We start from the raw sequence: 13805 nt of genomic DNA on the forward strand, positions 1-13805 counted from the left end.
AGGGATAAATGATGAATAGAATAATTACCGCCAATCTGGCGTTTTGGGCGTCTTCATTGATGCTCGCTCAGGTGCAGGCGGCTGAACCTGTCTACCCTGATCAGGTCAAGTGGGCGGGTCTTGGCACGGGCGTCTGTGCCAGTGGTTATCGTCCTCTGACCCGCGATGAAGCCATGAGTATCAAGGGTAATCTGGTCAGCCGCATGGGGCAGTGGCAGATCACCGGGCTGGCTGATCGCTGGGTGATTATGGGGCCTGGATATAATGGCGAAATCAAACAGGGCACTGCCGGAGAAACCTGGTGTTATCCCAACTCACCGGTTTCCGGAGAAATACCAACACTCTCTGACTGGAATATTCCGGCGGGTGATGAGGTCGATGTGCAATGGCGGCTTGTCCACGACAATGATTATTTTATCAAGCCAGTCAGTTATCTCGCCCATTATTTGGGATACGCCTGGGTGGGTGGAAATCATAGCCCCTATGTCGGGGAAGATATGGATGTTACCCGGGTTGGCGATGGCTGGCTGATAAAGGGAAATAATGACGGCGGCTGCTCCGGATATCGTTGTGGGGAGAAGAGCTCCATCAAGGTAAGCAACTTCTCATATACCCTGGAACCCGACTCCTTCAGCCATGGTCAGGTCACCGAGAGCGGCAAGCAGCTGGTCAAGACCATCACGGCCAATGCGACCAACTACACCGACCTGCCCCAGCAGGTGGTGGTGACCCTGAAGTACGACAAGGCCACCAACTGGTCGAAGACCGACACCTACAGCCTGAGCGAGAAGGTGACCACCAAGAACAAGTTTCAGTGGCCGCTGGTGGGGGAAACCGAACTGGCTATCGAGATCGCTGCGAGCCAGAGCTGGGCTTCCCAGAAAGGGGGTTCGACGACCGAGACCGTCTCGGTTGAAGCGCGCCCCACGGTGCCGCCTCACTCCAGCCTGCCGGTGCGGGTTGCCCTCTACAAGTCCAACATCTCCTACCCCTACGAGTTCAAGGCCGAGGTCAATTATGACCTGACCATGAAGGGTTTCCTGCGTTGGGGCGGCAATGCCTGGTATACCCATCCTGAGAATCGTCCGACCTGGGAGCATACCTTTGCCGTCGGCCCGTTCCGCGACAAGGCGAGCAGCATCCGCTACCAGTGGGACAAGCGTTATATCCCGGGTGAAGTGAAGTGGTGGGACTGGAACTGGACCATCAGCGAGTATGGTTTGTCGACCATGCAGAATAACCTGGGTCGTGTGCTGCGCCCGATCCGTTCGGCGGTGACCGGTGACTTCTATGCCGAGAGCCAGTTTGCCGGCGATATCGAAATCGGTCAGCCCCAGACCCGTTCCGCGAAGGCTGCCCAGTTGCGCAGTGCCTCTGCCGATGAGGTGGCGCTTACCGGTGTGGATCTGGACAGCGAGGCCCTTGCCAACGAAGGGTTTGGCAATGTATCCCTGACCATAGTTCCGGTTCAATAACCTCACTCGCAGGCCCCTTTCATAGGGGCCTGTTTCTGTTCTGCGCAAGACGATGCGCTTGCCCTGCGCCCCTCGATTTTCTCTCTTTTTGTCCTCTTGTCCCTAAATGATCACAACAGGAAGCTATGGCTTGCCAAGGTGATGCCAACGCAGGTTTGACCTCTGTTTGGGGTGGCCCCGTGAGCGAGGCATCGTTCACTCATTTGTTGAAAGAGGAGTGTTGGCCAGATTGTTAACGGCTTGTGCTTTAAATTTTCCCCCTTATACTGGCGCCATCTTGTCGGAGTGCTGACCGTCGAACGACGCGAAGCTGAGACCGTTAATTCGGGATCCGTGGAACCTGATCAGGTTAAAACCTGCGAAGGGAACAAGGGTAACTTGCGGGTTACCGCGCCGGAGGAGGAACAAGCCTCTTCCGCTCATCGTAGGGATCACCCTTGATGGGTCAGGGCGCACAGGAGGGAGTCTGTCCCGTCCGGTTTTCCAGCACGTGGGGCGCCTTGCCCACAGCATGCAGAGAGCGGGAAGTGGCAGAACAGCGGCGCGGAGATCCATCCCGTACGCACTCCCTCCCGAGATAAACACCCCGCCGCAAGTTCATCTTCTCCTCGAACTCCAGACAAGCAAACACCCATAACTTCAACCAGTTAATGTGAGTTTTGCTATGTCTACTTCTGTATCTGATACCACCAAATCCAGCCGCCGCGAGCAGCGCTCCAGCGCTCAGGCCTTTATCGACAGCCTCAAGGGGATGGCTCACCCCAACTCCCGTCGCATCTTTATCGAAGGCTCCCGCCCCGATATTCGTGTTCCCCTGCGGGAGATCCAGCTGGCTGATACCTTCGTCGGCGGCACCAAAGAAGATCCCAAGTTCGAACCCAACGAACCGATCCCGGTCTACGACACTTCTGGCCGTTACGGGGAGGAGGGGGTCGCCATCGACGTGCGCCGCGGCCTGCCGCGCCTGCGGGAAAACTGGGTGCTGGAGCGCGATGATACCGACGAACTGCCGGGGCTCAGCTCTACCTTCACTCAGGAGCGTCTGGCCGACGAAGGGCTGGATCACCTGCGCTTCGAACATCTGCCCAAGCCGCGCCGCGCCAAGCCGGGTCGTCGGGTTACCCAGCTGCACTATGCCCGTGCCGGCATCGTCACTCCCGAGATGGAATTTATCGCCATTCGCGAAAACATGGGCCGTGAGCGGGTGCGCTCCGAGCTGTTGCGCACCCAGCATCCGGGCCGCGATTTCGGTGCCCGTTTGCCCCAGAACATCACCCCCGAATTTGTGCGTGATGAGGTGGCCGCCGGTCGCGCCATCATCCCCAGCAACATCAACCACCCGGAAGCGGAGCCGATGATCATCGGCCGCAATTTTCTGGTGAAGATCAACGCCAACATCGGCAACTCGGCGGTCACCTCCAGCATCGAAGAGGAGGTGGAGAAGCTGGTCTGGTCGACCCGCTGGGGCGCCGACACCGTCATGGATCTCTCCACCGGTCGCTACATCCACGAGACCCGCGAGTGGATCCTGCGCAACAGCCCGGTGCCCATCGGTACCGTGCCCATCTATCAGGCGCTGGAGAAGACCAACGGCATCGCCGAAGACCTCACCTGGGAGCTGTTCCGCGATACCCTGCTGGAGCAGGCCGAGCAGGGGGTGGACTACTTCACCATCCACGCCGGCGTCCTGCTGCGTTTCGTGCCTATGACCGCCAAGCGCCTCACCGGCATCGTGTCGCGCGGCGGCAGCATCATGGCCAAGTGGTGCCTGTCGCACCACAAGGAGAACTTCCTCTACCAGCACTTCCGCGAAATCTGCGAGATCTGCGCCGCCTATGACGTGGCGCTGTCGCTGGGCGACGGTCTGCGGCCCGGCTCCGTCTATGACGCCAACGACGAGGCCCAGTTCGCCGAGCTGCGCACCCTGGGCGAGCTGACCAAAATTGCCTGGGAGTACGACGTGCAGGTGATGATCGAGGGCCCCGGCCACGTGCCGATGCACATGATCGAGCGCAACATGACCGAGCAGCTGGAGCACTGCCACGAGGCGCCCTTCTATACGCTGGGCCCGCTCACCACCGACATCGCGCCGGGGTACGATCACTTCACCTCCGGCATCGGCGCCGCGCTCATCGGCTGGTACGGCTGCGCCATGCTCTGCTACGTCACCCCCAAGGAGCATCTGGGCCTGCCCAACAAGGAGGATGTGAAGCAGGGGCTGATTACCTACAAGATCGCTGCTCACGCCGCCGATCTGGCCAAGGGGCACCCGGGCGCCCAGATCCGCGACAACGCCATGTCCAAGGCGCGCTTCGAGTTCCGTTGGGAGGATCAGTTCAATCTGGCCCTCGACCCCGACACCGCCCGTGCCTACCACGACGAGACCCTGCCGCAGGAGTCCGGCAAGGTGGCTCACTTCTGCTCCATGTGCGGGCCCAAGTTCTGCTCCATGAAGATCACTCAGGATGTGCGTGATTACGCGGCGAAATTGGAAGCCGTTGAGATCAAGCTGGTCGGTATGGATGGCCAGCAGGAGCAGGTGGTGGCTCAGGTGGAGAGCGGCATGGCCCGCATGGCAGAGACCTTCAAGGAGACTGGCGGCGAGATCTACCATCAGGCAGCGGCGCTGAAACAGGCCGCAGGGGAGGAGGCGTGAGCAGCGCAAGCGGGGCTGTCAGCCCCGCCGATCTGCCGCCTGTGACGGACTCCCGCCCAGTTGTCTGGACCATCGCCGGTTCCGACTCCGGCGGCGGCGCCGGCATTCAGGCCGACTTGCACACATTGCACGACCTCGGCGTGCACGGCTGTTCGGTCATCTCCGCCATTACCGCCCAGAACTCGGTGGCGGTGAAGATGGTTGACCCGGTGCTGATGCAGACCTTCACCGCCCAGATCGATGCCCTCGGCGTCGATCTGCCGCCTGCCGCCATCAAGATCGGCCTGCTGCCAACCCGGCTTCACGTCGAGGTGCTGGCCCGCCGACTGGCGGCCATCGAGGCGCCCTTCGTGGTCTACGATCCGGTGGCCATTGCCAGCACCGGCACCCCGATGGCGGAGCCCAATATGCTGGAGGCGGTACGCGAACAGCTGCTGCCACGTCTGTCGCTTATTACCCCCAACGGCCCCGAGCTGGAAGCCCTGACCGGACTGCCGGTCAGCAGCCCCGAACTGGTGCGCCTTGCCGCCCGCCGCCTGCGCGAACTCGGCGCCCGCGCCGTGCTGGTCAAGGGGGGCCATCTGGAGTGGAGTGGCGATCTCTGCCTCGATTACTACCAGGATGAGACCCGCGAATTCTGGCTGGCGGCGCCGCGCCTCGATACCCGCCACGGCCACGGCACCGGCTGCTGCTACGCCAGCGCCATCGCCGCCGTGGTGGCGCAGGATTATCCGGTAGAGGACGCCATCACCCTCGCTCGCGCCTACCTGCAACAGGGGCTGGCGGCGGCGCAAGGAGTGGGGGCAGGCCCCGGCCCCATCGCCCATCTCGGTTGGCCAGCCGATCTGGCTCACTTCCCCCGCGCCGTATTGGCGGGGTCAACCCTCGATCGCCGCTTCGGACTTTATGAGACAAGCAGTGCCCGCCTGCCGCAGGGCCCCTTCGCGCCGACCGAACACAACCTCGGTCTCTATCCGGTGGTCGATTCGGTCAAGTGGCTGCGCCGCCTGCTGGGGCAGGGGGTCAAGACCATTCAGCTGCGGATCAAGAATCTGCCCGCCGCTCAGGTAGCACCGGCCATTCGCGATGCGGTTGAGCTTGGTCGCCGTCATGGGGTGCGGCTCTTTATCAACGACTACTGGCAGCTGGCCATCGAGGCGGGCGCCTGGGGCGTGCATCTGGGGCAGGAGGATATGGAGACCGCCGATCTCGCCGCCATTCAGGCGGCCGGGCTGCGCCTTGGCATCTCCACCCACGGCTACTTCGAGCTGATGCGGGCGCGCGAGCTGGCCCCCTCCTATATGGCGCTCGGCCATATCTTCCCGACCAACACCAAGGCGATGCCTTCGCGTCCTCAGGGGCTGGTGCGGCTGCACCGCTACCGCGCCCTGATGGCGGAGTGGCCGACGGTGGCCATCGGCGGCATCAGCGAGGAGCGGGTGGCGGCGGTCAAGGCAAGCGGGGTCGGCAGTATCGCGCTGGTCTCGGCCATCACGGCGAGCGACGACTGGCAGGGGGCGACCGAGCGGCTGCTCGCGGCCGTGGGGGCAGGGGATGAGCCACGCTCGGCCACCGTTATACGGGAGGCAGAACATGCGCTCTGATGCCGCTTCTCTTAGTGACAAAGAGTATTTGCGATACGGCCGCCAGCTGATGCTGGCGGAAGTGGGCGAAGAAGGGCAGGCACGGCTTAAAGATAAGTCTGTGCTGATCGTGGGCCTCGGCGGGCTTGGCTCGCCGCTCGCCCTCTATCTCGCCGGGGCTGGTGTGGGCACCTTGTGGCTGGCCGATGGCGACACGGTGGACTCCAGCAATCTGCCGCGCCAGATCCTGTTCGATAGCGAGGCGGTCAACCACTCCAAGGCGGAGCTGGCCCGCGAGCGGTTGGCCGCCCACAACCCTCTGGTGGAGCTGATTGCCATTAACCAGCGGCTCGATGCCGCCAGCCTGCCGGAGTTTGTGGCCGAGGTAGATCTGGTGATCGACTGCTGCGACAACCTCGCCACCCGCCAGGCCATCAACGCCGCCTGCGTGGCTCAGGGCAAGCCCTGGATCTCCGCCGCCGCAGTGGGTTGGCAGGGGCAGCTGATGGCGCGAACCAGCAGTGAGCACGCCTGCTACGCCTGCCTATATCCGCTGGATACCAAGCTCTCCCAGAGCTGCGAGACCAGCGGTGTCACCGGCCCGCTGGTCGGGGTGATGGGCTCTTTGCAGGCGCTGGAGGCACTGAAACTGCTGTTAGGGATGCCAAGCCCGGTGGCTGGCACTCTGCGCCGTTTCGATGCGTTGACCCATCAGTGGCAGACCCTCACTCTGGCCCCCGATCCCGATTGCCCGGTCTGCGGGCAGCGTAAGGAGATCACCCCATGACCTTGACCATTCGACTCAACGATAAAGCCCAGTCGCTGGCGGCAGGGCAGAGCGTGGCCGACCTGCTGGCGGCGCAAGACGTTAATCCACAGGGGGTGGCGGTGGCCCTTAACGGCGCCGTGCTGCCCCGTGGCCGCTGGGCCGAGACCCGTCTCAATGACGGGGACGAAATTCACCTCTTTACCGCCATTGCGGGAGGCTGACATGCTGACAATTGCCGATCACACCTTCTCATCGCGTCTCTTTACCGGCACCGGCAAGTTTGCCCGCCCTGACCTGATGGCCGCCGCCATCGAGGCGAGCGGCTCCCAACTGGTCACCATGGCCATCAAGCGGCTCGAACCGGGCAAGGCCCACGACGATATCCTGAGCCCCTTGTTGCAGCTCGGGGTCAAGCTGCTGCCCAACACCTCTGGTGCCAAGACCGCCGCCGAGGCGGTGTTTGCCGCCCACCTCGCCCGCGAGGCGCTGGGGACGAACTGGCTCAAGCTGGAGATCCACCCCGACCCGCGCTATCTGCTGCCCGATCCCATCGAGACGCTGAAAGCCGCCGAGCAGCTGGTGAAAGAGGGTTTTGTGGTGCTGCCCTACTGCGGCGCCGATCCCGTGCTCTGCAAGCGGCTGGAAGAGGTGGGCTGCGCCGCCGTGATGCCGCTCGGTGCGCCCATCGGTTCCAATCAGGGGCTGGTGACCCGGGAGTTTCTCTCCATCATCGTCGAGCAGGCCAATGTGCCTGTGGTGGTGGATGCGGGCATCGGTGCGCCGAGCCACGCCGCCGCCGCCTTTGAACTGGGCGCCGATGCCGTGCTGGTCAACACTGCCATCGCGGTGAGCGGCGACCCGGTCGCCATGGGCCGCGCCTTTGCGCTGGCCTGCACCGCCGGTCGCAGCGCCTATGAGGCAGGCCTTGGCGCCCGCGCCCTGCAGGCGCAAGCCTCCAGCCCGCTCACCGATTTTCTGGGGGCGTTATGAGTCATGAAACAGGGGCGACCATGAACATCTCCCCCTTGCCCCAAGGGCAGCCAGAGGTTTGCCCCCCTCTCCCTCTGGGAGAGGGGCTGGGGGTGAGGGCTAAGGAGCCTACCTTTCTCGACCGATGGCAGGAGCTGGATTGGGACGATATCGGTATGCAGATCCGCGCCAAAACTGCCGCCGATGTGGCACGCGCCCTGAGTGCCCCGCGCCGCACCCTGGCCGATTTTATGGCGCTGATCTCGCCGGCTGCCGAGGCATTTTTGCCGCAGATGGCGGCCGAGGCTGAGCGGCTCACTCGCCAGCGCTTTGGCAACACCATCGGCTTCTATGTGCCGCTCTATCTGTCGAACCTCTGTGCCAACGACTGCACCTACTGCGGCTTCTCCATGAGCAACCGCCTCAAGCGCAAGACCTTGAATAGCGAGGAGATTGAGCGCGAGTGTCTGGCCATCAAGGCGCGCGGTTTCGACAGCGTGCTGCTGGTGACCGGCGAGCACGAGCACAAGGTGGGGCTCGCCTATTTTCGCGAGGTAATGCCCATCATCCGCCGCCACTTCAGCACGGTAGGGATGGAGGTGCAGCCCCTCTCGCAGGCCGAATATGCCGAGCTGAAAACCCTCGGCCTCGACGCCGTCATGGTCTATCAGGAGACCTACCACGCCCCCACCTACGCCCGCCACCACCTGCGCGGCAACAAGCGGGACATCGCATGGCGCCTTGCCACGCCGGATCGGCTGGGCCGCGCTGGTATCGATAAAATCGGGTTGGGGGCGCTCATCGGTCTCTCCTCGGATTGGCGCGCCGACAGCTACTTTGTCGCCGAGCATCTGAGCTGGCTTGAGCGCCACCACTGGCAGAGCCGTTACTCGCTCTCCTTCCCGCGCCTGCGCCCCTGCACCGGTGGGCTGGAGCCTGCCGTGGTCATGTCGGATCGCCAGCTGGCCCAGCTGATCTGCGCCTGGCGCCTCTTCTCGCCCACGCTGGACTTGTCCCTCTCTACCCGCGAGTCCGCCATCTTTCGCAACGGCGCGGTGCGCCTTGGCATCACCCAGATGTCGGCCGAGTCGCGCACCCAGCCGGGTGGCTATGCCGAGGGGGATAAAGAGGAGCTGGAGCAGTTCGCCATCCACGACGACCGCCCGGTGGGGGAAGTCGCCGCCGCCGTGCGGCAGGCGGGTTTGCAGCCGGTGTTTAAGGATTGGGAACCCTTCTTGGGCCGATAGGGGCGGCCACGCCTCCTTTGCCGCTGGCATCCCGTCGTCCAGCCAGACTCCTAGCCAGTGGCGAGCAGGCACGGCTGCGCCGTGCAATCGTAGGGTCGATTAGCCGGTAGGCGTAATCGTCCGTTCCGAGGTATGGCGCTGGCGGCAGGGGCCGTTGTGTGGTGGCACGGCTTTGCCGTGCAGGACGCGAGGCCGCTGGCCTCGAAGGGGTTTCGCCCGCCCTTCGGGCTTGGGCGAGTAACTTTTCTTTGCGTGGCCAAAGAAAAGTCACCAAAAGAAAGGCCACCCCCGCCAACCCGACCGCTACGCGGTTTCCCTCGGGTCAGGAACAAGGTCGGACAGACCGCCGCAGACGGCACATCCCTGTGCCGGCTGCGTCTGCGCCATCATCCCTGATGGCGCTCCTGACCTTGCACCTTCCCCTCGGCGGATTGGAGGGGGAAAAAATACCGGGCCAGCCATAACCTCAAAGGGAGCGTAGGTGATAAATAGAACTGTACATTATGGGATTATTAGTTTTTTTGTTTTCTTGCGAGGTTATAGCTCCTCTTGGCATTTTTTAAATAATCACAGTGCTCCATTGTTTTTTTGATAAATTCTTCGACTAGCTCAATGGAGTAATAGTGTAGTTCTGGGTTTGCATTCTTATAATGGAACTTATTGTTACATGATTTCCACGAATTCTTGAATGCGACAGCATCGAAGCAATTTTTATTTATTAGTGGTATGCCTGTGTTCTTATCATGTGACAAATGCTTTTTAAGAACACTCTCATCATATCTGTCTTGTAGTCGAGAGTTTATTTCATTGATCGCATCCTTCTGTAAGAATGGATGAGTCTTTTCTCGATCGGTTGGCTTTTCTATTATTAGTGCTTGTCTAAGGGCTTCAATACCATCCTCCGCTCTGGTTAACGCAATAGTATTTCCTTGAGCATCATCGGTAGCAAATATTAGTTTTACATTAAGTGGAATGGCAAACTCAATGTCATTGCTTTGATTTACCTCATTTTCGATTGATGTCGCTAATTCTAGGATGTCATCAGCAATGTCACCATAAGTTGACTTCATTATAGATATAGGTGGTGATTTAAATTCACCAACTAAGGAAATCATGCCAGTGTGGCTATTGTTTATAAATGAAACCTCAGTGAAACTTTCGAATTGCGACGTGTAGTTAAGGACTCCAGACTGAAATACTCTGGATATAATTCCTTGTATCTCCGGCATAAGTAGATGAACAGCTTGATCTCTAAAATAAGCGACCTGCTCTATGTTTTTTCTTATTTTAGAATTCGCAGGGTAATATCTTTCTAAGCACTCCCGTAAGGATATTGTTTCTTTGAATCCTTTTGTCTTGGTTCGAAAAATAGATTTTTCACCATCTCGTTCTATGAGTGCAGCCTTTAGAAATTGCTCCCACGCCGTGCAAAAACACATTGAGAAAGCATCCATCTTGTTCTCCAAGGATGGCCTATTGTATAACTCCAAGGCAAGGAGCATATTGTCTTTAGATTTTGATAATAATGCTTTGGCTAATTTTGACCTACAGTTGTGACCTAATCCTCTCCTGTTTTTGGATTGGGATAGTAATTTTGAAAACTCTACTTCTGATATATTTTGACAGTTTGACGCATCATATAAACCATCTGGGGTTTCACTGATGAAGTCTGCTAGTTGCCCTTTTATCCAATAAGTTCTGAATGTTGTTGCTTTCCATCCTGTCGCAGAAAGAACTTCTTCTAGGGAGAAAGAAATACCATTTTTTTCTTTTTCTTGAAGAAATAGAAACAATGAAGATAGAGACTTACTTATTTTCATAAACACCCCGAGATAATAATTATATATATTAAAAATCATCTTGTGGCAGTGTAGCTCCAACCAATCCCATGATGAAGCATTTGAGTCTTTTAATGTGAGTTGGTGCACCCTCTACATCGCCGATGCGAAATGATGGAATGTATGTTCTGGGGTATCCCCCTTTTGACAGGTGGCAGGATCTTCAATTAGTGCTCCTGCTTTTTCAGAAAATAACTGATATGCCCCGGCGGCATATCGGGCAGCTGGCCAAAGACCTCGTAACCCTGCTTCTGGTAGAAGGGGAGGGCCTGAAAACTGGTGGTTTCCAGATGGTAGTTGCTGATGCCCTTGCTTTGGGCGTACTGCTCCATGGCGCCGAGCAGGCGGCCGCCCCAGCCATCGCGGCGGATGCTTTCATCGATCCAGAGCCAGTCGACGTGCAGCCAGCCCCACTTGATGTCGGCGATGATGCCGCCGTGTACCTTGCCCTCTTTATCCTTGATAAAGCTGGCGATCCGCTCGCGCCGAAGTTCGTACAGTTGAGGGCCCGCCTGACTTACGTTGTAGCCCGTCAGGCCTATGCGCAGAGCTTCAACATCATCGTCCTGAGGCGGTTGGGGTGGGGTGAGTTGCATATGGGCTCCTGCTGTATGGGTTGTGGCGGCGTCAAAGGGTTAAAGCAATACCCGTTTGGACTCTGTTTGGTCAAGTGTTCTGGTCGCTCGCCGCCAGCGTGCATGGTATGGCGGCCAGTCAATGGCCCTTGCAACTTCCATCCCCCTTGCATCACCCCAGAGTGAGGCGCAGACTGTTTGGCCTTGTTTTTATGCGATTCGATTCAAGGCAACCATCATGACTCCTGCCATCAACCTGCTGAAGAAGCTCAAGATCCCCCACAAGCTCTACCCCTACGAGTGTGAAGCCCACGATGATTTCGGCAAGCATGCCGCGACCCAGCTTGGGCTGCCGGAGGCGCAGGTGTTCAAAACTCTGGTTGCCCATCACGACAAGCAAGCAGTTGTGGCCATCGTTCCCTCATCCGGCATGTGCAGTCTGAAACAGCTGGCCAAGGCGACCGGCCTCAAGAAGGTGGAGATGATGAAACCGGCGGAGGCGGAGAAGCTGACCGGTTACAAGGTGGGCGGCATCAGCCCGCTGGCGCAGAAGAAACTGCTGCCCACCGTGCTCGACGAGTCGGCGCTGCAGTTTGACGAGATCCTGGTGAGCGGCGGCAAGCGCGGTCTCTCGGTCGGCGTGGCGCCGCAGGATATGCTGACGCTGATGAAGTGGATCGCCGCTCCCATCGGCGAAGAGTAGTGCCGGGCACGGTGTGAACCTGCCCTCCGGGCCGGTGGTGGCCCGGAGGCGATGTGACTCGTGAGGATATCTGCCCGCATCCTCCTGTTTGTCGTGTTGCTTATCCTCGCACAGGCCGCGCCAAGGTGGGGGGCCCACGCTCAGGGCTACACTGAAAGTAACCCTTCAACCAAGGCGCGGTTTATGTCACCCCTGCATCTGCTGGCTGCCGCTCTGTTCTGCATGTTGTCGCTGACCGGACAGGCTGCCACCCGGTTTACCTTCATCAGCCCGGAGAGCGAGCGGGATCCGCGCACCACTTATGATCGGGAGCTGCTGCGGCTCGCCCTCGACAAGACTCGTGACCAGTTTGGCGACTATCTGCTGGAGCCTGCGCCGCCCATGACCAAGGCGCGCGAGCGGGTCAGCATGCAGCTCAACAGTTATCCCAACCTGTTTGTGATGGACAGCTACAGCAGCACCCGCGAGGATCTGGGGCTCGCCTATGTCCGTTTTCCCATCCATCTGGGGATCGTCAGCTACCGCATCTGTTTTGTCAGTCCGCAGCAAAAGGCGGCGGTGAGCAAAGTGACCGACCTCAAGGGGCTGCGCCAGTTCACATTTGGTCAGGGCAAGGGGTGGCTGGATGTGGATATCCTGCGCTACGCCGGGATGGAGGTGGTGGAAGTGGAGGGGTACGAGAAACTGTTCAAAATGGTGGCGCGGGGCCGCTTCGATCTCTTCTGCCGTGGGGTGAGCGAGCTGCGCAGCGAGCAGCTGACCCACAAGGAGATGACGGATCTGCTGGTGGATGACGCGCTGTTGATCTACTACCCGCTGCCCCGGGTTTTCTACACCAATCCCAACAATCGCGAGGCGCTGCAGCGGGTCGAGCGGGGGTTGCAGCTGGCGTGGCAGGATGGCTCGCTACAGGCGCTGTGGCGCAAGAGCTTTGGCCCGGCCATCGCCTTTGCCAAACTCTCCCAGCGCCGACTGTTGCGGCTGGATAATCCCTTCCTCGACGGGATCAGCTTCGATTACCACCCCTACTTCTACAATCCGCAGACCAATCGCTTCGGCGATTACTGAGGTGCCTGCCGCTGGCGACAGAGGGCCAGCCAGGCCTCGGCGGTGCGCGACAGGTAGCGCTCGCTCGGCCAGATCACCCCGAGTCGCCAGCTCAATTCGGGCTCCAGCAGTCGCAGCACCAGACCATCCGGGGTCAGCCGGTTGCAGACCGGCTCCGGCAAGAAGGCGACTCCCATGCCGCTGCGCACCATGGCGGTGAGAAAATCCCACTGGCTGCTGCGCGCCGCCACCTGCGGCACAAAGCCCGCTTCCTGACACGCCTGCTCCAGCCGCTCGCTCAGGGTAAACGCCTGGGTATAGAGCAGGAAGGGCTCCTCCTGCAGGGACTCGAGCCGCAGCGGCGCTTCGCCATGCCAGCGCGGTTGATCCGGCAGCACCACCCGGATCGGGTATTGATCCAGCTCCAGCGCGCTGAGGGCACCCCCCTCTTTGGTCGGCAGCATGGTGATGGCGAGATCCAGCTCCCCCTCCAGCACCGCCTGTTCGATGCGGCGGCCGCCGTACTCCACCAGGGTCAGCTCCACCTTGGGATAGCGGGTGCGGTAGGCGCGGATCAGATCCGCATAGACGTGACCCACCATCGGGGGAATGCCAAGGGTGAGGCGACCGTGTTGCAGGCTCTGCAGATCCGCCAGTTCGGCCTCCAGCTGCTGCATCTCCGCCAAGATGGTCTGGGCCCGGTTGAACAGCACCTGGCCGCTGTCGGTCAGGGTGAAGCGGCGTCCTTCCCGGTTGAGCAGGGGTTGACCCAGCTCCTCTTCGATATTGCGGATCATCTTGCTGATGGTGGGCTGGGTGACGAACAGCTTTTCAGAGGCGCGGGTGAAGCTTTTTTCCCGTACCAGTTCGACAAAATAGCGCAGGGCGCGAATATCCATGGACTCTCTCGACTCGTGTTGGCGGGTACGGGATGAAGTATGCC

At 60.0% G+C, this 13805-nt stretch carries 12 protein-coding genes and 1 riboswitch; of the genes, 9 read left to right on the forward strand and 3 right to left on the reverse strand.

Annotated elements, in window-relative coordinates:
* Positions 1-11: 11 nt before the first annotated feature.
* The 7 genes from aerA to thiH all read left to right on the forward strand — a co-directional run bounded on the left by aerA (position 12) and on the right by thiH (position 8699).
* Positions 12-1475, forward strand: coding sequence for an aerolysin AerA (aerA, locus tag ACTG1K_RS04925; RefSeq protein WP_193558119.1), 1464 nt, complete (start codon positions 12-14; stop codon positions 1473-1475).
* Between the two features lie 271 nt (positions 1476-1746).
* Positions 1747-1859: riboswitch (TPP riboswitch) on the forward strand.
* A gap of 280 nt (positions 1860-2139) precedes the next feature.
* Entirely contained in the window at positions 2140-4131 is a 1992-nt protein-coding gene (gene thiC / locus ACTG1K_RS04930) for a phosphomethylpyrimidine synthase ThiC (protein ID WP_075116133.1), read from the forward strand.
* Entirely contained in the window at positions 4128-5735 is a 1608-nt protein-coding gene (gene thiE, locus ACTG1K_RS04935; protein ID WP_440004885.1) for a thiamine phosphate synthase, read from the forward strand. The genes thiC and thiE overlap by 4 nt, the downstream gene beginning before the upstream one ends.
* Positions 5725-6501 carry a HesA/MoeB/ThiF family protein gene (locus ACTG1K_RS04940; RefSeq protein ID WP_440004886.1) on the forward strand — a complete coding sequence of 259 codons (777 nt, stop codon included), beginning with the start codon at positions 5725-5727 and terminating at the stop codon, positions 6499-6501. The genes thiE and ACTG1K_RS04940 overlap by 11 nt, the downstream gene beginning before the upstream one ends.
* Positions 6498-6704 (forward strand): sulfur carrier protein ThiS, encoded by a 207-nt coding sequence (gene thiS, locus ACTG1K_RS04945; RefSeq protein WP_101323398.1) that lies wholly within the window; start codon positions 6498-6500, stop codon positions 6702-6704. Before ACTG1K_RS04940 ends, thiS begins: the two co-directional genes overlap by 4 nt.
* A gap of 1 nt (position 6705) precedes the next feature.
* Positions 6706-7473, forward strand: coding sequence for a thiazole synthase (locus tag ACTG1K_RS04950; RefSeq protein WP_005357775.1), 768 nt, complete (start codon positions 6706-6708; stop codon positions 7471-7473).
* A gap of 20 nt (positions 7474-7493) precedes the next feature.
* A complete protein-coding gene (thiH, locus tag ACTG1K_RS04955) occupies positions 7494-8699 on the forward strand; it encodes a 2-iminoacetate synthase ThiH (protein ID WP_440006799.1) in 1206 nt (401 codons plus the stop codon).
* 512 nt (positions 8700-9211) lie between these two features.
* On the opposite strand, the gene ACTG1K_RS04960 is transcribed toward thiH, so the two are convergent.
* Together ACTG1K_RS04960 and ACTG1K_RS04965 are read right to left on the reverse strand one after the other, a co-directional pair.
* Positions 9212-10519: a DUF3644 domain-containing protein gene (locus tag ACTG1K_RS04960; RefSeq protein ID WP_268011869.1), complete on the reverse strand. Its 1308-nt coding sequence runs from the start codon at positions 10517-10519 to the stop codon at positions 9212-9214.
* A 185-nt stretch (positions 10520-10704) separates the two neighbouring features.
* Positions 10705-11133, reverse strand: coding sequence for a GNAT family N-acetyltransferase (locus ACTG1K_RS04965; RefSeq protein ID WP_268011868.1), 429 nt, complete (start codon positions 11131-11133; stop codon positions 10705-10707).
* Positions 11134-11350: 217 nt separating this feature from the next.
* On the opposite strand from ACTG1K_RS04965, the gene ybaK reads away from it, so the two are divergent.
* Positions 11351-11815, forward strand: coding sequence for a Cys-tRNA(Pro) deacylase (ybaK, locus tag ACTG1K_RS04970; protein WP_005336092.1), 465 nt, complete (start codon positions 11351-11353; stop codon positions 11813-11815).
* 183 nt (positions 11816-11998) lie between these two features.
* Positions 11999-12883 carry a hypothetical protein gene (locus ACTG1K_RS04975; protein ID WP_440004887.1) on the forward strand — a complete coding sequence of 295 codons (885 nt, stop codon included), beginning with the start codon at positions 11999-12001 and terminating at the stop codon, positions 12881-12883.
* Here the strand turns inward: ACTG1K_RS04975 and ACTG1K_RS04980 are convergent.
* Positions 12877-13761 (reverse strand): LysR family transcriptional regulator, encoded by an 885-nt coding sequence (locus ACTG1K_RS04980; protein WP_139411631.1) that lies wholly within the window; start codon positions 13759-13761, stop codon positions 12877-12879. The two genes, ACTG1K_RS04975 and ACTG1K_RS04980, sit on opposite strands and share 7 nt — an antisense overlap.
* Positions 13762-13805: the final 44 nt, after the last annotated feature.

The organism is Aeromonas sp. 102P (genome assembly GCF_051920345.1).
GTDB lineage: Bacteria > Pseudomonadota > Gammaproteobacteria > Enterobacterales > Aeromonadaceae > Aeromonas > Aeromonas veronii.

Coding starts and splice junctions, on each gene's coding strand:
- ACTG1K_RS04980 (WP_139411631.1), bottom strand. CDS start 13,761: ATGGATATTCGCGCCCTGCGCTATTTTGTCGAACTGGTACGGGAAAAA.
- ACTG1K_RS04960 (WP_268011869.1), bottom strand. CDS start 10,519: ATGAAAATAAGTAAGTCTCTATCTTCATTGTTTCTATTTCTTCAAGAA.
- ACTG1K_RS04965 (WP_268011868.1), bottom strand. CDS start 11,133: ATGCAACTCACCCCACCCCAACCGCCTCAGGACGATGATGTTGAAGCT.
- thiH (WP_440006799.1), top strand. CDS start 7,494: ATGAACATCTCCCCCTTGCCCCAAGGGCAGCCAGAGGTTTGCCCCCCT.
- thiS (WP_101323398.1), top strand. CDS start 6,498: ATGACCTTGACCATTCGACTCAACGATAAAGCCCAGTCGCTGGCGGCA.
- ybaK (WP_005336092.1), top strand. CDS start 11,351: ATGACTCCTGCCATCAACCTGCTGAAGAAGCTCAAGATCCCCCACAAG.
- thiC (WP_075116133.1), top strand. CDS start 2,140: ATGTCTACTTCTGTATCTGATACCACCAAATCCAGCCGCCGCGAGCAG.
- ACTG1K_RS04975 (WP_440004887.1), top strand. CDS start 11,999: ATGTCACCCCTGCATCTGCTGGCTGCCGCTCTGTTCTGCATGTTGTCG.
- ACTG1K_RS04940 (WP_440004886.1), top strand. CDS start 5,725: ATGCGCTCTGATGCCGCTTCTCTTAGTGACAAAGAGTATTTGCGATAC.
- aerA (WP_193558119.1), top strand. CDS start 12: ATGAATAGAATAATTACCGCCAATCTGGCGTTTTGGGCGTCTTCATTG.
- ACTG1K_RS04950 (WP_005357775.1), top strand. CDS start 6,706: ATGCTGACAATTGCCGATCACACCTTCTCATCGCGTCTCTTTACCGGC.